Raw genomic sequence first — 20,235 nt, forward strand, 5'->3', positions numbered from 1 at the left:
TTCCGATTACGACTTGATGCCACCGAAGAACCGGAAACCGAATTTCCAATTCACGAAGAGATAGAGGGCGATGACCGGCAGCGAATAGATCAGCGAATAGGCGGCAAGCAGCGTGACGATCGGCGTGCCAGCTTCCGAATAGAAGGAATAGATGGCGACCGATGCCGGCATGAGCTTGTCGCTGCGCAGGAGGATGAAGGGGATGAGGAAGCTGCCCCAGATGTTGACGAAGGCCCAGACGACCACGACCACGATGCCGGGCCGGATGACCGGCAGCGCCACATCGAAGAACGCCTGCAGCGGCGAGGCACCGGCGACCATGGCGCTTTCCTCGTAGGAGCGTGGAATGGCGTCGATGAAATCGCGAAGAATGAACATCGCCGTCGGCAGCAGCCCGCCGGCAAAGACGAGGATGACGGCGAGATGGGTATCGATCAGCCCCGCTGCCGAGATGATCAGGAAGATCGGCACCATCGCCGCCGAGCCGGAAACGACGGACGAAAACAGCAGCAGGATATAGGTGACGGCGCCCTTGCCAGGGATCGGCGAGCGCGACAGCGCATAGGCCGCCAATGTCGCCGCGCCCCCGACCAGCACCACGCCGCCCGCCGCCTGGATGAGGCTGTTCAAAAGCGCCTGCATGGCGAAGGTGTTCTGGAATACGGTGGCGAAATTCGACAGCGTGAAAGGCGACGGGATCGCAAGTCCGAGTTCGGCGCGCGCATTGAACGGCGCGAAGATGAACCAGACGAGCGGCAGGGCAAAGATCGTGCCGAGGAAGGTGGCGGCGGCCGCAAAGATCGTGCGCCGGACGAAGATGTTCTGGGTTCTCTTCCGCATCATTCCGCCTCCACCGGCTTCTTGTGGGCAAGGCGAAGGTAGACGAGCGCGAAGGCGAGGTTCATCAGCATGATCACGACGCCGACGGCAGCGCCCTTGCCGAACTCGAAATCCTTGAACGCGATGCGATAGGTGTAGATCGACAGGATCTCGGTGCGATAGGACGGCCCGCCATGGGTGAGCAGGAACGGCGTGAAGACGTTGAAGGTCCACATGGTGATGAGGATCAGGTCGGTGACGACATGGCCGCGGATCAAGGGCAGGGCAATGTCGCGCAGCTTCTGCCAGGAGGTGGCGCCGGCGACGTCTGCTGCTTGAAAGTAGCTCGGCGGGATTGACTGGAAGGCCGAGTTGAACAGCATCATCGAGAAGGCCGCACCCCGCCAGGTGTTGAAGAACACGATCACCCAGAACGGTTGCTGCAGCAGCCAGTCGCCCGGCGGCAGGCCGAGGCCGCGCAGGATCATGTTGAGCGTGCCGTTGTCGTAGTCGAGAAAAGCGAACCAGGCGAAGCCGATCACCACTTCCGGCAGGATCCAGGCGGCGATGACTGCGGTCTGCAGGAAGGATTTGAGCGTCGGGGTGACCGTCTGGCTGAGCCAGGCGAGCAGCAATCCCAAGAGCGCCTGGCCGATCAGCGCCGACAGCAGCACGAACTGGATCGTCAGGATCAGCGAAAAGCCGAACTGGCCGCGGGTGAAGAAGGTCGCGGGATTGAAGAGGGCGAAGTAGTTCTGCAGGCCGACGAAGTCAGGGTCGACCGCCGTGCGCCCGAGCAGCGTGCGGTTGGTGAAGGAAACGAAGATCACCCAGAAGAAGGGAATGATGACGAAGACCCCGACCAGAGCCGAGGCTGGCGCGAGAAAGAGTGCGCCGGCGCGCGTCGAAAGCAGTGAGAATTTCTTCATGCGCGTTTCATGCCCATATCCTGGATCGGGAGCCCGGCCACGGATGGCAGCCGGGCGCTCTGTCGTTGGATCGAAGCGGGATGAGGGCCTCTTTGCGGCCACATCCCGCATTGGCTTTAGAGCGTGCTGACGGTGTTTTCTTCGCCGACGATGGCGATGACGGCCGCCTTGTACTGTGCCATCGCATCTTCAGGTGAGAGCTCGCCGGAAACGACGCTTTCGGTCATGCGCTGGATCTCGGTCGAGACCTTGTTGTAGTTGGCGTCGTTGGGACGCGCCGTGGTGATCGGCAAGAGCGTGGTCGCCGTTTCCGTCAGGAACGGCGAGTTCGGGATCGCCACGTCGTCGCGGATGCGGATCGCCGGCTGGATTTGCTGGAAGGCGTCGAGCTGCTCCTTGCTGTTCATGAACGAGAGCAGCGCCCAGGATTCGGCAGGCGCGTCCGTATGCGGATTGATGACGAAGCCGGTGCCGCCGGACATCGTGACGAAATCCTGGCCGCGCAGGCCCTTTCCGGGTGCTGCGGCGGGCATCTTCTTCCAGGTCATGGTGTTGTCGCGATCGGCGACGGCGAATTCGGCGCCGGGTGCGGTCACCGAACGGTAGAACCAGTCGCCTTCGACGAGCATCGCCGTCTTGCCGTCGCGGAAGTTGGCGAAGGTGCGGTTGCGGCCGTCGGCGAGCAGCTGCGCGCGCTGGTCGCCGAGCTTGTCGTCGACATAGATGGTCTTGTAGAGCTTGAGGGTGTCGAGGATGCCCTGGCTCGAGACGATGTATTTGCCGCTGTCGTCGGTGACCTGTTCGCCGGTGCCGAGCAGCGCCATCCAGTAGCCCTGCATCGTCGTCGCCTCACCCATGGAGACGCCGGCGTTCAATTGCAGCGGGAAGCTCTCGGGGGCGGCCGCCTTGATCTTGCGCGCGGCGTCGAGCAGTTCGTCCCAGGATTTCGGCTGCCAGCTGTCGGCGTCGAGACCGGCCGACTTGAAAAGGTCCTTGCGCACGAAGATCATGCGCGCATCAGTGCCGAGCGCGATGCCGTAGGGCTTGCCCTGGTAGCTCATCAGCGCCTTGGTGCCATCGGAAATATGCTGCCAGCCCTCCCATTTCGGCACGTCGGGGCCGGCCACTTCCTCAAGCGACTTCAAGAGATTGCCCTGAACGAAGCTCGGGATCAGGAAGCCGTCGAAACCGGAGACGTCAGGGCCGGCGCCGGTCGAAAAATCGAGCGCGAGCTGCTGCGTCAGCTGTTCGTCTTCACCGCCGAACTGGGTGAGCTTGACGGTGACGTCCTTGCCCTCGGCCTTCATCTTCTCGGTAAAGGCCGGAATGACCTTCTTTTCGATCCACTCGGCCATGCCGCTGTTTACGCCGCCAATGACGCAGCGGCAGGTGATGTTGAGTTCGGTGGCGCTCACCGGTGCTGCAAAGGCGATGGCCGCGGCGGCGCTGAGCAATAGGGAATGAAACCTGGTACGCATGTTTTCTCCTCCCGATAGGTCCGTTCAAGGACCTGAATGTCTGGTGCGACAGGCCGTCCCTCCTCCAGGTTCGGCGTCCCGGGTCAAGAATGAACACGCTTTCATTTTTGTCAACACGGATCACGCGTTCCGTGCGCAAATATTGGCGGAATACCTATTCCACTTGACGAAATCGTTGTGTTGCTCTCTTTTGTTGATGAACACGTTTTCATTTTGTGACGGACTGATGAACGATCGCGCCGACAAGAAAGCCGCCCGAGCCACCGCAGACCAGGTGGCGCGCGAGGCCAATGTTTCCCGTGTCGCGGTGTCGCGCGCGTTCAATCCGAACGCGTCGCTGAAGCCGGAAAAACGCGATCGCATCCTGCAGGTGGCGCGGGAGCTGAACTACACGCCCGACATGGCAGCGCGCTCGCTGGTGACCGGCCGCTCGCATCTTGTCGGCATGATCGTGCCGGATGTCTGCAGCCCCTGGGAAAGCCAGGAGATCGACGCCCTGACGACAGCACTCCAGGCGGAGGGGTTTGCGACCTTGCTGTTCAAGGCCAAGGCCGACTTCAGCATGGATCCGCGCCTGCTCACCTACATGCGTGGCTTCAATCCGGATTCGGTGATCGCCTTCACCGAGAATATCCTTCCCGATGTGCTCTGCGGTTTTCTCGACCGCGCCGTGCCGATCTACGTGATCTATGACGACGTCGCACAGTTTGCAGGCGCGGCTTCGGGAACGCTCTACGACCGGCTGCTCGTTCGCCAGAAGAACGGTATCGAGCAGGCCGTGGCGCTGCTCCAGGGGTATGGCGTCCGCCGCATCGCCTATCTCGGCGGCAAGGCGCAATCGCTTGCCAATGCCGAGCGCGAGCGCACGCTCAAGGAAACGCTTGCCGAACGCGGCATGGATGCGCCGATCGTGCTTGCCGGCGACTACACCTATGACACCGCCTTTCGGGCGACGCTCGATCTCTTCCGGATTGGCGAAGGAGCCGACGCGATCTTTGCGGCCAACGACGTCGGTGCCTTCGGCGCGATCGATGCGCTGCGCCACGAGCTCGGTCTCTCCGTGCCTGAGGACGTCAAGGTCGTCGGCTTCGACGACATCCCGCAGGCGCACTGGAAGAGCTACAACCTCACCACCGTGCGCATCGACCTCGAAGAGCGCGTGCGTGCGCTCGTCCGCCTCATCCTCATGCGGCTCAGGGCACCTGATGCCACGCCGTTTACCGAGACACTCAACACCCGCCTGATCGTGCGGGGCACTGTCGGCTGAAGGTAGCGAACATGACCGAAAAACGCATCCACGTCGTCTTCAAGACCCATCTCGACATCGGCTTTACCGATCATGCCGAGAAGATCCGCAAGCAGTATCACGAACGCTTCATTCCGCAGGCGATCGAGACTGGGGCGCATTTCTTCAACGAGAATCCGGACGATCCGCTGTTCGTGTGGACCACCGGCGCCTGGCTGATCTGGGATCATCTGAATTCGCGTTCAAAGGAGGAGGTCGCCCGCCTGGAGCAGGCGATCGAGCGCGGCCTGATCCGCTGGCATGCGTTGCCCTTCACCACCCATACCGAACTGATGTCGCCGGACCTTTTCAAGGCCGGGCTCTCCTACGGGCAGGAGCTCGACCGGCGCTTCGGGTTGACGACGATCGCCGCCAAGATGACCGATGTGCCCGGCCATACGCTCGGCATGGTGCCGCTCTTGGCGCAAGCGGGCGTGCGCTTCCTGCATATCGGCGTCAACTCGGCTTCGCCGCCGCCGGAAATCCCTGACGTGTTCCGCTGGCGGGCGCCTGGCGGCGAGGAGATCGTCGTCATGTACCAGCGCTCCTATGGCGAGACCTATTTCCCCGAGGGCCTCACCGACGGCCTGAGCTTTGCCCATACCAGCGACAATATCGGCCCGCAGAGCGTGTCGCAGACGGCGGAGGCCTATCGCGAGATCCTGAAGCACGAGCCGGGTGCCGCCGTGCGTGCGGCGACGCTGGAGGACTACGGCAAGCTGATGTGGGAGGCGCGCGAGCGGTTTCCGGTCGTGGAGAAGGAACTCGGCGACAGCTGGATCCACGGCAGCGGCACCGATCCGGAAAAGATCGCCCGCTATCTGGCGCTGCAGCGGCTCTATGATCGCTTCGCCGGGGAGCGGTTGACGGCGAGCCGCCAGGCTTTCGGCCGCAAGCTGGCGCTGGTGGCAGAACACACCTGCGGCGTCGATATCAAATCCTTCCTGCGCGACGAGAAGGCCTGGGCACGACCGGCCTTCGAGGCAGCACGGAAGGCGGATCCGCGCTTCCACTATACCGAAGCGTCCTGGGCCGAGCAGCGGGCCTATCTCGATCAGGCGGTGGCAGAGCTGGAGGCCGAGGATGCGGCGCGCGCCGAGGCGGCGCTCGCCGAGATCGCCGTTCCGGTGCGCCCGGAGGTCGCCGGATCCGCCACGCGGCTCGATGTCGGTGGCTGGATCGTCGAAATCGACCCGTCAACCGGCGACGTTGCCGCATTGACTGCGCCCGACGGCCAGACGATCCGCGGTGCCAATGGCTCGCTTATTGCCTATCGTTACGAAAGCTACGATGCCGGCGACGTGCGGCGCCACATGGATACCTATCTCACCCATTGGATGGACTGGGCGGTGCTCGACCACGACAAGCCGGGATTGGCGCAAGTCGCCGAAGCGCGCTCGGACGTCCATCGCCCGCAGTTTCGCGGCACATCGGGAACGTCGGTCGTCGCTGCAATGACGTCCGAGGCGGTCGAGCGATTTGGCGCGCCGGCGGAGATCGCCATCGAATTCTCCCCCGGCAAGGACGGGCTCGACATCCGGTTGTCCCTTTATGGCAAGAATGCCAATCGCATGCCGGAGGCAAGCTTCCTGTCGTTCACGCCCGAGGGGCAGTCTGCGTGGGATGTGCGCAAGATGGGGCATTGGCACGCGACGGACAACTTTCCCCGCGCCGGCGGCGCGCAGTTGCAGGCGGTCACGGCCGTCCGAGGGAAATTGGCGGGCGGCGCCGAACTCACGGTCGAAAACCTCGATACGCCGCTGGTCGCGCCGCAGTCCTGGCCGTTCATGACCTTCTGCAAGAACCTGCCAGACTACTCCGCCGGCGTCCGCTTCAACATCCACAACAACAAATGGGGCACCAATTTCCCCATGTGGTGGGGCGGCGATTTCACCACGCGCTTCAGGCTCCGCCTCTCCGATCGGGCATAGAAATACACGAGATCCGATGGCCGCGGATACGCGCATTCCGAGTGCGGGGCCATGCCATCGGTGATAGGATGGGTTGGCGGCCGAACCATGGGAGGTGGGAATGCGTCGCCTGTTCATCGTCCTTGTTGGCGGCATGCTTTGCGCCTCGACCCTTGCGGCGGGAGAAGCTACGGTCTTCCATTCGGAGCACTTCAGTGACGACACGGTCGTCAGCCTTGCACTCGCCGGCAACAGCACGGCGCGGCTGGAGGGCTACGACTACGACGTGATGATTTCGATTTCCTCCAGGCGCGACGCCGACGGAGCCGTCTACAACGATCCCGGCCGACACCGGGCACTGGTCAGATGCGACGATCCCGCCAAGGTCTCCGTCCGGGGCGTCGATTATCCCATAGGGATGTCAGCTTCGGGCGAAACCGTCGGCTGGAAGGCCGATCTCTGGCGCGTGGTCTGCCTGGCTCCCATCTCGTAAGTCTGGAGCCCCGGATGATCCGCCGTGGTGGCGGCGCAAATACCAGACATCGACGGGAAGCCGGCGTCCGGGCAGTGCGACATCGGTCTGCGACACCCAGTCGGCAGGCGGTGCGGCTGTCTGTAGACGCGCCATCAACGCATCCGACACCACGAGCGGGGCGTCGAAAGACTTGCTGAGGTTTTCCAGGCGCTGGGCAACGTTGACGGCGTCGCCGATCACGGTGAACTCGCTGTGGCAGCCGCTGTCGAGAACGCCGCCGACGACCGTGCCATAGTGCAGGCCGATGCCGGCATCGAGGACCGGGTGGTTGTTCAGGGCGTTGTGGTTCTTCCAGTCCGCGAGGATATCGACGAGATCGAGCGCGCAGGCGAGCGCCCGGTCGGCATCGTCATCTTTCGGCCGCGGCTGGCCGAAGACCGCCATCACACCGTCGCCGATGAACTTGTCGACGGTTCCGCCGTGTTCGAAGATCGTCTGCGAGACGAGCTGGCGGTATTCGGCGAGCACGAAGGCCAGTTCCGGCGCCGGCGCCGCCTCGGCAAAGCTGGTAAAGTCGCGCAGGTCGACGAACATGATCGCGGCGCTGCGTCGCTCCAGGCCGAGCGCGTCGCCCTGCTCCTGCAGTGCTGAGACGACCAGGGGTGAGAAAAACCGTGAGAGGTTTTGCCGTCGCTGGTCGGCCTTGAGCGCCTCCTTGCGCGTCCGGTCGTGGTCGCGCGCAAGGAGATAGATGGCGAACGCAGTGAAGCCGAAGCTGACGGTCAGGCCGAGATCCTGATTGAAGAATGCACCCAGGAGCGAAAGCGGACCGGCCGCATCGTGCCTGGCAGCGGTCAGAGCCAGCATCGTCACCCAGGACGTGAGCACGATGCCGGAGAAAAGGAGGACCAGCCGTCGCTCCAGCTTGAGGCCGACATGGACGAGCAGGATGAAGGCGACGACGAGGCTGGTGGTCGTCAGGTTGTGGTTTGCGGTCACCGGACCGGCCAGGATATGGGCATAGAGCAGCAGTGCGACCAGAAGCGCATCGAGAACGACGAAGAGGGTCGTCAGCCAGGAGCGGCCGGGCAGGTAACGCGCCGTTGCCACCGACGCCACGCTGATGGCGAGATAGCTGCCGACGACGATCGCGTGCATGCGCTCCGCGCCCTCGTTGCCGCCAAGAAGGAGGTTTGCGAGCAGGATCGCGAAGGCGACGAAGCGAAGCACGATCGACCGCATCTCGCGGGCGAAATCCCATTGGGGGTGCAGTGAAGACGTCATGCGTGTCGGCCTTGAGATCTGAAACATCCTGACCCGTGGCCACCCTGACGTTGCTATCGACTGTCCGCATTGCTGACAGCCGATTCGCGTCTATTCTGTGGCGCGGGCGCTGGCATCTCGCGCGTCGGGCAATCCAGGTTCTAGCGGTTCCAACGATGGTAAGGTCAAGGGGAGGAATGCGTGCCGTCGGCATCCGCGCGCAGGCGGGCGGCGCACGGGTGCCATGCCCGTCACCGGCGACGCGAGCCCTTGACCGGTTCCCCGATCAAGGGCTCGGGTACTTCGTTAGTAATGGCGAGCGTCCTAGATCCGCACGCGCCGCAATCTGAGTGCGTTGCCGATGACGCTGACGGACGACAGCGCCATGGCGGCCGCCGCGATGATCGGTGACATCAACAGCCCGAAGGTCGGATAGAGAACGCCCGCGGCGACCGGGACGCCCAAGGCATTGTAGATGAAGGCGAAGAACAGGTTCTGGCGGATGTTCTTCATTGTTGCGTGGCTAAGCTGGCGCGCCCGGGCAATGCCGTTGAGATCGCCCTTGAGCAGGGTGACGCCGGCGCTTTCGATCGCGACGTCGGTCCCCGTGCCCATCGCAATGCCGACGTCGGCGGCCGCAAGCGCCGGAGCGTCGTTGACGCCGTCCCCGGCCATCGCGACGACACGACCCTCCTTGCGCAGGCGCGCGACCACATCGCTCTTGTGGTCCGGCAACACCTCCGCTTCGACCTCCTCGATGCCGAGCCGCCGCGCGACCGCTTCGGCCGTGGTCCGGTTGTCACCTGTCAGCATGACGACACGAACACCTTCGTCCAGGAGGGCCCGCACGGCATTGGGGGTGCTCGCCTTGATCGGGTCGGCGATCGCGAAAAGACCGGCAACGCGACCGTCGACGGCAACAAAGATCACCGTCGCGCCCTCGGCCCGCAGCGCTTCGGCCCTTTCGGTGAGGCGGGCCACGTCGATGCCTGTCTCCTTCATGATGCGGTGGCTGCCGATCACGAGCTTGTGGCCATCGACCGTGCCGGTGACGCCTTTGCCAACCGGACTGTCGAAGTCGTCCGCCGTGCCGAGCGCAAGGCCCCGTTCGGTGGCGGCCTCGACGATGGCCGTCGCCAGCGGATGCTCGCTTGCCCGTTCGAGCGTCGCTGTGATCCGAAGCAGTTCGGTTTCGTCGAGTTCGGCGGTCGGAACGATTGCGGTTACCTTCGGCTTGCCCTCGGTCAGCGTCCCGGTCTTGTCGACGACGACGGTGTCGACCTTCTCGAAACGTTCCAGCGCCTCGGCGTTCTTGATCAGCACGCCGAGATGGGCGCCGCGCCCAACGCCGACCATGATCGACATCGGGGTGGCCAGCCCGAGGGCGCAAGGGCAGGCGATGATCAGGACGGCGACGGCGGCGACCAGCCCGTGGGCAAAGCGTGGCTCCGGTCCAAGCCACATCCAGGCGAGGAAGGCGATTGCGGCTATGCCGATGACGAGCGGCACGAACCAGCCGGAGACCTCGTCCGCAAGCCGCTGGATCGGCGCGCGCGAGCGCTGGGCGTCGCCGACCATGCGCACGATCTGGGACAGCATCGTATCGCGCCCAACCTTGCCCGCCTCCATCACGAAACCGCCGGTCTGGTTCATGGTGCCGCCGATGAGGTTTGCACCGGCAGTCTTGGTGACGGGCATCGATTCACCGGTGATCATCGATTCGTCGACCGCGCTTCTGCCCTCGATAAGCGTCCCGTCCACCGGCACCTTTTCGCCCGGGCGCACGCGCAGCCGGTCACCCACTGCGACAGCCTCGAGCGGCACGTCCTCGTCGTTGCCGTCATCACGGATCCGTCGCGCGGACTTTGGAGCAAGGTCAAGCAGGGCACGGATGGCGCCGCCCGTCTGTTCGCGCGCCTGCAGTTCCAGCACCTGGCCGAGCAGCACCAGCACCGTGATGACGGCCGCAGCCTCGAAGTAGATCGGAACCGAGCCGTCCATCGAGCGGAAAGTCGCGGGGAAAAGGCCCGGGGCTGCCGTTGCGACGACGCTGTAGAGCCAGGCGACGCCGGTGCCCATCGCGATGAGCGTGAACATGTTGAGGTGGCGGGTGACGACCGAGCGCCAGCCGCGCTCGAAGAACGGCGCGCCGGCCCACAGCACGACCGGGGTCGCCAGCACGAGCTGGAGCCAGTTCGATGCCTGGGGGCGGATCAGTATATGCAGATCGAAAAGATGGCCGCCCATCTCGATCAGGAAGACCGGGATCGCCAGGACCAGGCCGATGAGGAAGCGGCGGCGCATGTCGATGAGCTCGGCACTCGGACCGGTGTCGGCCGTCACCGTTTCCGGTTCGAGCGCCATGCCGCAGATCGGGCAGTTTCCGGGCCCCGGCTGCCGGATCTGCGGATGCATCGGGCAGGTGTAGATCACCCCTTCCGGCTGCTCTGCCTCAGGCGGTGCGGCCGATGCGGCGGCGTGATCGTGAGGGTGATGGCCGTGATGATGGTGGTCGTGGTGACCATGGCCTTTGGATGTCGTCTGGTCGTCCATTGGGCGCTAGCTCCTGATGGTCGTCGCTCTGCCGGAAAGGGCTCGTTGTCAAAGGACCTTGCGCCCGCGTCACACGAGAGCGCAAGAAACGCGGCTGGCGCCGCGCAAAGAGGCTCGGCCGAGGGTTAGCCGGCGTTCTCGTAGGCCACGAAGGACATCATGCCGGCCGCCATATGGTAGAGATGATGGCAGTGCAACGGCCAGCGACCGGGATTGTCCGCATCAAAGGCGATGCTGACCGTTCCCATCGGCGGGATCAGCACCGTGTCGCGCATGGCGCCCGGAAGCGCCTTGCCGTTGATGCCGACGACCTGGAAATGATGGCCGTGCAGATGCATCGGATGGGCCATCATCGATCGGTTCCCGATGGTGATCTCCACCCGCTCGCCGCGCTTGACGGCAAGTTTGTCACCGCCTTCGATCTGCCAGCTGTAGCCTGCCATGTTGCCGCTCAGCGCAAGTTCGAAACGACGGTCCGCCGGACGCGCTGCAAGCGGCTCCACCGCCTTCAGGAGCTGTTCGAGTTCGAAGCCGAGCACCGGGCCATTCTCTGATCCGGCGGTGGCCGTGCGGGTGACCTTCGCACCCCTGGTGGAAAGGATGATGCCGGTGCGCTCCGGAGCGCCTTCGCGCAGGGCCAGCACCGGGTGCGCGCCGCCGTCCTTCGGGATCTCGACGAGGATGTCGATGCGCTGGCCCATCGACATCGGGAAGCGGCTGCCATCGATCGCGCGCACGGCTTTTCCGTCGACCGCGACCAGCCGTCCCCTGAGTGCTCCGGTGTCGATGGTGAAAGCGGTCGCGGTCGCGCCATTGATGATGCGGAGCCGGACGCGTCCGCCCTTTTCGACCAGAACCACCTCGGGATCGTCGAGCGTGCGGTCATTGGCGAGGTAAGCGTCGTATTCGATATCGTTGAGGTCCATCGCCGCCATGCCCGACATTGACATGCCCGACATGTCCATTCCCGGCATGTGCCCTTGATGCCCGCCAACGCCTGTGCCGGGCGTTCCCGCCCCGTGGTCCATGGCCATGCCTGCGCCTTCGCCCCTGAGCTTGGCGAGCAGCTCTTCGGCCGGCGTGAAGGAGAAGTCGTGCAGGAGGATCACGACATCCTGTTCGTCACGCTTGATCTCCTCGGCAGTGCGCACGATCAGGGGGGCTGCAAGCAGGTTCTGTTCCTGCAGGGTATGGGCATGCATCCAGTGCGTTCCGCCGGCGCCTACCGGAAAGGTGTAGCGACGCTTTTCGGTTGCCGGCAACAAGCTCGCGGGATTGTCCGGCACCCCGTCCATCGCCCAGGGCGGGGTCAGGCCGTGCCAGTGGATGAGCGTCGGCTCGCCGATGTCGTTTGCGAGCGCGACGTCGAACGTGTCGCCGGCCTGAAATGTCAGGCCCGAGCTGCCATCCGGCTGCACGAGGCCGAAGACATTGGCCGCCTTGCCATTGACCTCGATGACCCGCTTGGCGACGGAGAGCGATCGTGCAGCGGTGCCGGGCGACGGCGTTGCTTGCGCCTGTGACCAGGATGATGTGGGGAACAAAGTGGAGGCGGAGCCAGCGAAGGCGGCGCTTGCCAACACATGCGTCAGGAATTCTCGGCGTTTCATTTGTCTGACCTCATTTGCCTTGCCGGCGATGCCGGCGCAATGGCTGCCTTCAGTTCAGGCAGCCGGCGTGTCCGCTCGACAAGCGGACCATGGGCTCAGGCGAGACGTCGGGGCGGGCCAAGGGCCGGTGGCGTGGCAAGGCCACTGATTTCGGTCTGCCGCTCGAAAAGCCGCTCTGCGCGCTCCCTGCTTTGAGCGACAAGGTCAGGAGCCGGCAGGACGAGGCTGCACCAGGTGCAAATATTGCTGCAACAGGACTTTTGCTGGCCCTTGTGGTTGTCGCCGGCCCGGTGCTGACCCATTGCGGTCGCGACGTCGGATGGTTTGGTCGAAGAAGCGTCCGGGTGGGTTGCGACCGTTGCCTGATCGTTGCACGGCATGGGCGTCGCGCCGGCAAGCGGCACGGCGAGAAAGACGATTGCGACCAGAACGGCCAGCAATCCTCGAACGTATCCATCCATAGCCCGGCCTGTTGCCATCGTTTCCGCGCTCGAACCTACATCCCCATTCAATCACTGTGCCGAATGGTTGCAAGGGATGTCTTGACCTCGATCAAATACAAACGGCGCATGCGCGTAAAGGTTTCATCGTCACGGGCGCGGGTATCGAAGGAGCGCTGCTTGAGCAGATGCTGCGCCGCATCAGTCCGACGGGCCGCCGCCCCCCTTCCTCTTTGCCCCCGGCGTCTACGTAGAATGACGTATGTGCAGTGCAGCGAGACTGCCCGATGATCCCTCAAAGCAGCGGTCCAAAGCACGAAGGCCGCACTGCTTCAAGAACGAGAGGGGTTCAATCAGATGACTATCAAGGCCAGCCTCACCGGGGCATTCCTCGCAGCCGTCCTGTCGACGACGGCGCTTAACGCCGCTTTCGCCGCCGACGACACGATCAAGGTCGGCATCCTGCATTCGCTCTCCGGCACCATGGCGATCTCAGAGACGACGCTCAAAGATGCCATGCTGATGCTGATCGACGAGCAGAACAAGAAGGGCGGCCTGCTCGGCAAGAAGCTCGAAGCGGTCGTCGTCGACCCGGCATCCGACTGGCCGCTCTTTGCCGAAAAGGCGCGCGAGCTGGTCTCGGTCGACAAGGTTTCGGCCGTCTTCGGCTGCTGGACGTCGGTGTCGCGCAAGTCGGTGCTGCCGGTGTTCGAGGAGTTGAATTCGATCCTCTTCTATCCCGTCCAGTACGAGGGTGAGGAAAGCCAGCGCAACGTCTTCTACACCGGGGCGGCTCCGAACCAGCAGGCGATCCCGGCCGTCGACTACCTGATGGCAAACGAGAGCGTCGAGCGCTGGGTGCTCGCCGGAACCGACTATGTCTATCCGCGCACGACCAACAAGATCCTCGAAGCCTATCTGATCTCCAAGGGCGTGAAGCCCGAGGACATCATGATCAACTACACGCCCTTTGGGCACTCCGACTGGCAGACGATCGTTTCCGACATCAAGAAGTTCGGCTCGGCCGGCAAGAAGACCGCCGTCGTCTCGACCATCAATGGCGACGCCAACGTGCCGTTCTACAAGGAACTGGCGAACCAGGGCGTCAAGGCGGAGGATATTCCGGTCGTCGCCTTCTCGGTCGGCGAAGAGGAACTCGCCGGTCTCGATACCGGCCCGCTCGTCGGGCATCTCGCCGCCTGGAACTACTTCCAGTCCGTCGACACGCCCGCCAATGCCGAGTTCATCAAGACCTGGAAGGCCTATACCAAGAACGACAAGCGCGTGACCAACGATCCGATGGAAGCGCACTACATCGGCTTCAACATGTGGCTGAAGGCGGTCGAGAAGGCCGGCACCACCGATACGGACGCCGTTCTCGACGCGATGATCGGCGTCTCGGTGCCCAACCTTTCGGGCGGCTATTCGACGATGATGCCGAACCACCACATCACCAAGCCGGTGCTGATCGGCGAAATCCAGGGCGACGGCCAGTTCGAAACCGTGTGGGAAACACCCGGCCTTGTGGTCGGCGACGAGTGGTCCGACTACCTGCCGGACTCCAAGGACCTGATCTCCGATTGGCGCGCACCGATGTCCTGCGGCAACTTCAACGTTGCCACCGGCAAGTGCGGCGGCAAGGGCTCCTGATTTCATCACCTAGTCATAGGCCGGGCGGGGTAGCCGCCCGGACAGTGCTTGCATGACGAAACCCTAGGCAAAGCATGCCCTTCGTTCGGCGGCGCGCACGGACGAAGGGAGCCTGCTTGGGGTCATGGCGGGTTTGCGCATGCACAGCATGACCAGACCCGGATGAGGGGCCCATGTACCGAATTCTGCAAATCCTGTTTGTTGCGCTCTGCCTGTTGATCTCGGCCCATGTGGTCGGGTCGCGTGCGGCGGACGACCTCGGCGTGCTGGTCGATCAGCTCGGTGCCGCAAAGCTCTCGGACATGGACGATCGCATCGCAGCGCTCGCCAAGACCGGAGATGCGAAGGTCATTCCGGTTCTCGAGGCGCTCGGCGAGGGCGAACTCTATCAGCGCAAGTCCGATGGCAAGGTCTTCCTGGTCAAGGCGGGTGGCGCCGACCTTCAGCTCGTCGATCCCGTGACGGGGGCAGATGCGGGCGCGACGCCGAAGGCGGCCATGCAGAAGGTCAAGGTCAACAATGCGGTGCGCCGCGCGGTGCGCAGCGCCCTTGGCGGACTGACGCTGTTCAGCGAAGACACAGGCGCCCGCCTGAAGGCGGCGCAGTCGATGCTGCAGACGCCGAATGCCGATGCGCTCGAGGCGATCGAAACGGCGATCGCTGCCGAGAAAGACGGGAGCGTGCGCAAGGTTCTCGTTGAGGCCCGCGCGGTGACGCTGCTCGTCTCGGATCGCCCGGACGATCAGAAGCGCCAGGCGATCGCGCTGCTTGCCGAAGGCAATGGGCGAAACGGCCTTGCCGTTCTGACCTCCGCTCTGGCCACAGCCGATGTTTCCCTTAAACCCGATATCGAGGCGGCGATCGCCCGGATCGAGCAGACCCAGGCCTTCTGGAGCGCCGGCCAGAACGTCTGGTACGGCCTGTCGCTCGGCTCGGTCCTCTTGCTGGCGGCAATCGGCCTTGCCATCACCTTCGGCGTCATGGGCATCATCAACATGGCCCATGGCGAGATGGTCATGCTCGGCGCCTACACGACCTTCCTGGTGCAGGAGGTGGTGCGCAATTCCTACCCCGAACTCTTCGACTGGTCGCTGGCGATCGCCTTGCCCCTTGCCTTTCTCGTGACCGGCGCCGTTGGCCTTGCAATCGAGCGCGGTGTCATTCGCTTTCTCTACGGCCGTCCGCTCGAAACCCTGCTTGCCACCTGGGGTATCTCGCTGATCCTGCAGCAGTCGGTGCGCTCGATCTTCGGCCCGACCAATCGCGAGGTCGGCAATCCCTCCTGGATGTCCGGCGCGTTTGATCTCGGCGGCCTGACGATCACCTGGAACCGCCTGTGGATCATCGTTTTCGCGCTGGCGGTATTCGCAGCGCTGCTGTTCCTGCTCAAGAGGACGTCGATGGGCCTTAAGATGCGGGCCGTGACCCAGAATCGGCGCATGGCGTCGTCGATGGGTATCCGCACCCCCTGGGTGGACGCGCTCACCTTCGCGCTCGGCTCCGGCATCGCAGGAATGGCCGGCGTTGCGCTCTCGCAGATCGACAACGTCTCGCCCAATCTCGGCCAGGGCTACATCATCGACAGCTTCATGGTCGTCGTCTTCGGTGGCGTCGGCAATCTCTGGGGCACGCTCGTCGGCGCCTTCTCGCTCGGCATCCTCAACAAGTTCCTGGAGCCCTATGCCGGAGCGGTCCTCGGCAAGATCCTGGTCCTGGTGCTGATCATCCTCTTCATCCAGAAGAAACCGCGCGGCCTCTTCGCGCTCAAGGGAAGGGCGGTGGAAGCATGATCACGTCATTTCTGATGCGGTCGTTCGACCGCAGCATTCTGATCGCCGTTGCAATCCTCGTCGGCCTCGCCATGCTTGTCCCGGCGCTCAACCTTTTGACCGCGCCCGATCATCCACTGCACGTGCCGACCTATCTTGTGTCGCTGTTCGGCAAGTACCTGACCTATGCGCTGCTGGCGCTGGCGCTCGATCTCGTCTGGGGTTTCTGCGGCATCCTTTCGCTTGGGCATGCGGCCTTCTTCGCGCTCGGCGGCTATGCCATGGGCATGTATCTGATGCGCCAGATCGGCGCGCGCGGCTCCTATGGCAATCCACTGCTGCCAGATTTCATGGTCTTCCTCAACTGGAAGGAACTGCCCTGGTTCTGGCATGGCTTCGACATGTTCTGGTTCGCGGCACTGATGGTGGTGCTGGTGCCCGGGCTGCTCGCCTTCGTTTTTGGCTGGTTCGCCTTCCGCTCGCGCGTCAACGGCGTCTATCTCTCGATCATCACCCAGGCGATGACCTACGCGCTACTGCTTGCCTTCTTCCGCAACGACATGGGCTTCGGCGGTAACAACGGACTCACCGACTTCAAGGACATCCTCGGCTTCAACATTCAGGCGGACGGCACACGCGCCGCATTGTTCGCCGCCTCGGCGCTGATGCTGGCGCTCTGCCTGATCCTGTCGTCGGCGATCGTGCGCTCCAAATACGGCAAGGTGCTCGTCGCCGTTCGCGATGCCGAAAGCCGGACGCGTTTCCTCGGCTACCGCGTCGAGCACATCAAGCTCTTCGCCTTTACCGTCTCGGCGATGATGGCCGGCATTGCCGGCGCGCTCTACGTGCCGCAGGTCGGTATCATCAATCCCGGCGAGTTCGAGCCCGGCAATTCGATCGAGGTGGTGATCTGGACCGCGGTCGGCGGCCGCGGCACGCTGATCGGCCCGATCGTCGGCGCCATTCTCGTCAATGGCGGCAAGAGCATTTTCACGGCGGCCTTCCCGGAATTCTGGCTGTTTGCGCTTGGCGGCCTGTTCGTGCTCGTCACCCTGTTCCTGCCGAAGGGGGTCGTGGGAACGGCAGGAGCCTACCTTGCCCGTCGCCGTGCACAGCGGAAGGCGCAGGCGGACCAGATGCCGGACAATCTTGCCGCTGAACCCATGGCTGCGGAGTAGACGACATGAACCAGACGATCGGCCAGACCAGACCGACCAGCCTTCTCTACCTCGATGGCGTCTCCGTCTCCTTCGACGGCTTCAAGGCGCTGAACGCGCTCTCCTTCGTCATCGAACCGGGGGAACTGCGGGCGATCATCGGCCCGAACGGTGCCGGCAAGACGACGATGATGGACATCATCACCGGCAAGACGCGGCCGGACGAGGGCCAGGTGTTCTTCAAGGGTGAAATCGACCTCACGAAGAAGGATGAGGCCGAGATCGCCTCGCTCGGCATCGGCCGCAAGTTCCAGAAGCCGACCGTGTTTGAAAGCCACACGGTGTGGGACAATCTCGAACTCGCCTTGAACCGCAAAAGGGGGGTGTTTCCGACGCTGTTCTATCGGCTGACGGCAGAAGACCGGGCGCGCATCGAGGAGATCCTTGTCACCATCCGCATGTCGTCGCGCCGCGACGATCTCGCCGCCAACCTTTCGCACGGACAGAAGCAATGGCTGGAGATCGGCATGCTGCTGGCGCAGGAGCCGGAACTGCTGCTCGTCGACGAACCGGTCGCCGGCATGACCGATGCCGAGACGGCCGAGACGGCCATCCTGCTGAAGGAGATCGCCAGGACGCGGTCCGTCGTCGTTGTCGAGCACGACATGGGCTTTATTCGTGAACTCGGCGTCAAGGTCACTTGCCTTGCCGAAGGCGCGGTGCTGGCGGAGGGCTCGATCGATTTCGTCAGCAGCGATCCAAAAGTGATCGAGAACTATCTTGGCCGGTGATGGCCCACACCGAAAATCACGAAGGAGGGCGCGCCATGCTCAGCGTCGAAAACGTCAATCTTCATTACGGCGCCGCGCAGGCGCTGCGCAACGTGTCGATCACGGCCGAAATGGGCAAGATCACCTGCGTGCTCGGGCGCAACGGCGTCGGCAAGTCGAGCCTGCTTCGGGCCATCTCCGGTCAGCATCCGATCAGCGCCGGCGCGATCGGCTTCAACGGCGCAGCGCTCGCCGGCATGGCGCCCTATCGCCGGGCAAAAGAAGGCATCGGCTACGTCCCCCAGGGGCGTGAGATTTTCCCGCTGCTGACGGTGAAGGAGAATCTGGAGACCGGCTATGCGCCGCTGAAGCGCGGCGATCGCTCCATACCGGAGGATGTCTTCAATCTGTTTCCGGTGCTGCGCTCGATGCTCGGGCGGCGCGGAGGCGATCTCTCCGGCGGCCAGCAGCAGCAACTGGCAATCGGCCGGGCGCTGGTCACGCGGCCGAGGATCCTGGTGCTCGACGAGCCGACGGAGGGCATCCAGCCTTCGATCATCAAGGATATCGGCCGGGCGATACGCTACCTGCGGGACTCGACCGGCATGGCGATCCTCCTGGTCGAGCAGTATCTCGATTTCTGCCGCGAGCTTGCCGATCACGTCTACATCATGGACCGGGGCGCCGTGGTGCACGAGGGCGCGCCTGAAACACTGGACACATCAGAGGCACGCCGGCATCTGACCGTCTAGGCGCGTCGTCCTGAGCAGCACATCCTTGCCGAAGCGGCGGGCTTTTGTTCGCTGCGGGGCGCGTTCGTTCTTGCGTCCGATACCGGCAAAAAGGAGACCCATGACCGGAGAAATTCCCTCCGTGCCATAAAAGCGCCTACTAAAATCACTAAATCTATACAGTAACTGACGTATCTTGTTGAGAATGGTGCAGTTTGGGTGTAGGACATCCTAAGCGAAAAAGTGCGGCCGTCACAACCCGTTACCTCCGGTGAATGCCGCGGGAGCGGCGTTGTGGCGGCCTTCCTTGTTCAGGAAAGCGAAGTGACATGTTGACCAAAAAAGGAAAATACGGGCTCAAGGCCCTTGTCGACCTGGCTCAACTGGAGCCCGGGGAGACCGCCTTCATCACCGAGATCGCCACGCGGAACAATATTCCGAAGAAGTTCCTGGACGCGATCCTGCTCGAACTGCGCAATGCCGGCATCCTGCGCTCGAAGAAGGGCCCCGGTGGCGGCTATTCGCTCTCCCGGCCGGCCTCCGACATCCGCATCGGCCAGGTCATCCGCACGCTCGACGGGCCGCTTGCGCCGATCCGCTGCGCCAGCCGCACCGCGTTCGAGGCCTGCGACGACTGTGCCGATCCGGTCAACTGTCATGTGCGCAAGTCGATGAGCGACGTTCGCGACGCGATCGCCTCGATCCTCGACAACATGACGCTCGCCCAGTTTGCCGCCAACGACAACGCTTCCGAAATCGTCGCCCTGAGGGACGCCGAGGCAGGCTGACCTCCGCGCATCCTGGGCTGCGCCGTGCGCATGAGATGCGGCCAGGCAACCGCGATGTCAGAGCGTTCTGATGATCGTGGCGGCGGCGTTCCGCTAGTCGGCGGGTAAAGTGCAAGCTCTTTTCGCGCTATTCATAGCGGAAACGAGGTTCTTATAGTCGTCGAGAGGTGGCCCAGAGCAGCGGGAGGATCGCGTCCTGAGCTACTGAGATAACCACACTTTGAGGGGTCCAAGCTTCGCCAACCGGATTTCTTGGGTGGCCAATTCGTCAGCAGACCAACATACGATCGGTAGCCCTCTCGAAGCCGATGCGGCAGCTTGCAGCACCCCAAGACGCGCAAACGGATCGCAGGCGACAGAGAACCAGTTAGACAATCCAAGCGAAAATCCAGTGTCAAAACTGATGAAGCCTGCCTCGATCGCGCCAGGCTCGCCCTTAAACCAAAAAGTTACCCGGTTGTCTTCGAGCAAGCTGCTAGGAAAGATCGTTCCACCATGAGTCCCCCACGCTTGTTCCCAGAGTTCCAACTCGGTCGCGTCCCCACAAGTGGTGTAGCTGGGCGGTAGCGAAGCCGCTCGCGAGCGCGCCCTCGACAGCGCCGTAGCGA

15 protein-coding genes and 2 pseudogenes are annotated in these 20,235 nt (G+C 63.5%); 9 read left to right on the forward strand and 8 right to left on the reverse strand.

From position 1 onward, the window contains the following. Nucleotides 1-6: 6 nt before the first annotated feature. The 3 genes from C1A35_RS23440 to C1A35_RS23450 all read right to left on the reverse strand — a co-directional run bounded on the left by C1A35_RS23440 (nt 7) and on the right by C1A35_RS23450 (nt 3,226). Entirely contained in the window at nt 7-843 is an 837-nt protein-coding gene (locus C1A35_RS23440) for a carbohydrate ABC transporter permease (protein ID WP_234822965.1), read from the reverse strand. Then, complete coding sequence (locus C1A35_RS23445; protein WP_104666657.1) at nt 840-1,748, reverse strand: carbohydrate ABC transporter permease; 909 nt, start codon at nt 1,746-1,748, stop codon at nt 840-842. Before C1A35_RS23445 ends, C1A35_RS23440 begins: the two co-directional genes overlap by 4 nt. A 116-nt stretch (nt 1,749-1,864) precedes the next feature. Continuing rightward, nucleotides 1,865-3,226 (reverse strand): extracellular solute-binding protein, encoded by a 1,362-nt coding sequence (locus C1A35_RS23450; protein WP_104666658.1) that lies wholly within the window; start codon nt 3,224-3,226, stop codon nt 1,865-1,867. Nucleotides 3,227-3,452: 226 nt separating this feature from the next. On the opposite strand from C1A35_RS23450, the gene C1A35_RS23455 reads away from it, so the two are divergent. The 3 genes from C1A35_RS23455 (at nt 3,453) to C1A35_RS23465 (ending at nt 6,914) form a co-directional block, all read left to right on the forward strand. Then, a complete protein-coding gene (locus C1A35_RS23455; RefSeq protein ID WP_104666659.1) occupies nt 3,453-4,493 on the forward strand; it encodes a LacI family DNA-binding transcriptional regulator in 1,041 nt (346 codons plus the stop codon). 11 nt (nt 4,494-4,504) lie between these two features. Then, nucleotides 4,505-6,442, forward strand: coding sequence for a DUF5054 domain-containing protein (locus tag C1A35_RS23460; protein WP_104666660.1), 1,938 nt, complete (start codon nt 4,505-4,507; stop codon nt 6,440-6,442). Between the two features lie 100 nt (nt 6,443-6,542). Continuing rightward, nucleotides 6,543-6,914 carry a hypothetical protein gene (locus tag C1A35_RS23465; protein ID WP_104666661.1) on the forward strand — a complete coding sequence of 124 codons (372 nt, stop codon included), beginning with the start codon at nt 6,543-6,545 and terminating at the stop codon, nt 6,912-6,914. On the opposite strand, the pseudogene C1A35_RS23470 reads toward C1A35_RS23465, so the two are convergent. From C1A35_RS23470 to C1A35_RS23485, 4 genes and pseudogenes are all read right to left on the reverse strand, one after another. After that, nucleotides 6,827-8,180, reverse strand: a pseudogene (locus tag C1A35_RS23470) (adenylate/guanylate cyclase domain-containing protein). The gene C1A35_RS23465 and the pseudogene C1A35_RS23470 overlap by 88 nt on opposite strands. A 303-nt stretch (nt 8,181-8,483) precedes the next feature. Beyond that, nucleotides 8,484-10,712, reverse strand: a complete 2,229-nt coding sequence (locus tag C1A35_RS23475; RefSeq protein WP_104666662.1) for a copper-transporting P-type ATPase — start codon at nt 10,710-10,712, stop codon at nt 8,484-8,486. A 125-nt stretch (nt 10,713-10,837) separates the two neighbouring features. Next, nucleotides 10,838-12,322: a multicopper oxidase family protein gene (locus C1A35_RS23480; protein ID WP_104666663.1), complete on the reverse strand. Its 1,485-nt coding sequence runs from the start codon at nt 12,320-12,322 to the stop codon at nt 10,838-10,840. Nucleotides 12,323-12,417: 95 nt separating this feature from the next. Then, complete coding sequence (locus C1A35_RS23485; protein WP_104666664.1) at nt 12,418-12,762, reverse strand: hypothetical protein; 345 nt, start codon at nt 12,760-12,762, stop codon at nt 12,418-12,420. A gap of 357 nt (nt 12,763-13,119) precedes the next feature. Between C1A35_RS23485 and urtA the strand changes: the two genes are divergently transcribed. The 6 genes from urtA to C1A35_RS23515 all read left to right on the forward strand — a co-directional run bounded on the left by urtA (nt 13,120) and on the right by C1A35_RS23515 (nt 19,627). Continuing rightward, nucleotides 13,120-14,412 (forward strand): urea ABC transporter substrate-binding protein, encoded by a 1,293-nt coding sequence (urtA, locus tag C1A35_RS23490; RefSeq protein ID WP_104666665.1) that lies wholly within the window; start codon nt 13,120-13,122, stop codon nt 14,410-14,412. 173 nt (nt 14,413-14,585) lie between these two features. Continuing rightward, nucleotides 14,586-16,202, forward strand: coding sequence for an urea ABC transporter permease subunit UrtB (urtB, locus tag C1A35_RS23495; RefSeq protein WP_104666666.1), 1,617 nt, complete (start codon nt 14,586-14,588; stop codon nt 16,200-16,202). Then, nucleotides 16,199-17,359 (forward strand): urea ABC transporter permease subunit UrtC, encoded by a 1,161-nt coding sequence (urtC, locus tag C1A35_RS23500; RefSeq protein ID WP_104666667.1) that lies wholly within the window; start codon nt 16,199-16,201, stop codon nt 17,357-17,359. The genes urtB and urtC overlap by 4 nt, the downstream gene beginning before the upstream one ends. Before the next feature lie 5 nt (nt 17,360-17,364). Further along, the gene (gene urtD / locus C1A35_RS23505) at nt 17,365-18,129 is read left to right on the forward strand and encodes an urea ABC transporter ATP-binding protein UrtD (RefSeq protein WP_104666668.1); all 765 of its coding nucleotides are present in this window, start codon (nt 17,365-17,367) and stop codon (nt 18,127-18,129) included. Between the two features lie 35 nt (nt 18,130-18,164). Continuing rightward, entirely contained in the window at nt 18,165-18,860 is a 696-nt protein-coding gene (gene urtE, locus C1A35_RS23510) for an urea ABC transporter ATP-binding subunit UrtE (protein ID WP_104666697.1), read from the forward strand. Between the two features lie 308 nt (nt 18,861-19,168). Next, nucleotides 19,169-19,627: an RrF2 family transcriptional regulator gene (locus tag C1A35_RS23515; protein ID WP_104666669.1), complete on the forward strand. Its 459-nt coding sequence runs from the start codon at nt 19,169-19,171 to the stop codon at nt 19,625-19,627. A 201-nt stretch (nt 19,628-19,828) separates the two neighbouring features. Here the strand turns inward: C1A35_RS23515 and C1A35_RS36560 are convergent. Then, nucleotides 19,829-20,235: pseudogene (locus tag C1A35_RS36560) on the reverse strand (hypothetical protein); the annotation flags it as partial.

The sequence above is a fragment of the Ensifer adhaerens genome (assembly GCF_002940685.1).
Classification (GTDB): Bacteria; Pseudomonadota; Alphaproteobacteria; order Rhizobiales; family Rhizobiaceae; genus Ensifer; species Ensifer adhaerens_E.

Coding starts and splice junctions, on each gene's coding strand:
- C1A35_RS23440 (WP_234822965.1), bottom strand. CDS start 843: ATGATGCGGAAGAGAACCCAGAACATCTTCGTCCGGCGCACGATCTTT.
- C1A35_RS23445 (WP_104666657.1), bottom strand. CDS start 1,748: ATGAAGAAATTCTCACTGCTTTCGACGCGCGCCGGCGCACTCTTTCTC.
- C1A35_RS23450 (WP_104666658.1), bottom strand. CDS start 3,226: ATGCGTACCAGGTTTCATTCCCTATTGCTCAGCGCCGCCGCGGCCATC.
- C1A35_RS23455 (WP_104666659.1), top strand. CDS start 3,453: ATGAACGATCGCGCCGACAAGAAAGCCGCCCGAGCCACCGCAGACCAG.
- C1A35_RS23460 (WP_104666660.1), top strand. CDS start 4,505: ATGACCGAAAAACGCATCCACGTCGTCTTCAAGACCCATCTCGACATC.
- C1A35_RS23465 (WP_104666661.1), top strand. CDS start 6,543: ATGCGTCGCCTGTTCATCGTCCTTGTTGGCGGCATGCTTTGCGCCTCG.
- C1A35_RS23475 (WP_104666662.1), bottom strand. CDS start 10,712: ATGGACGACCAGACGACATCCAAAGGCCATGGTCACCACGACCACCAT.
- C1A35_RS23480 (WP_104666663.1), bottom strand. CDS start 12,322: ATGAAACGCCGAGAATTCCTGACGCATGTGTTGGCAAGCGCCGCCTTC.
- urtA (WP_104666665.1), top strand. CDS start 13,120: ATGACTATCAAGGCCAGCCTCACCGGGGCATTCCTCGCAGCCGTCCTG.
- urtB (WP_104666666.1), top strand. CDS start 14,586: ATGTACCGAATTCTGCAAATCCTGTTTGTTGCGCTCTGCCTGTTGATC.
- urtC (WP_104666667.1), top strand. CDS start 16,199: ATGATCACGTCATTTCTGATGCGGTCGTTCGACCGCAGCATTCTGATC.
- urtD (WP_104666668.1), top strand. CDS start 17,365: ATGAACCAGACGATCGGCCAGACCAGACCGACCAGCCTTCTCTACCTC.
- urtE (WP_104666697.1), top strand. CDS start 18,165: ATGCTCAGCGTCGAAAACGTCAATCTTCATTACGGCGCCGCGCAGGCG.
- C1A35_RS23515 (WP_104666669.1), top strand. CDS start 19,169: ATGTTGACCAAAAAAGGAAAATACGGGCTCAAGGCCCTTGTCGACCTG.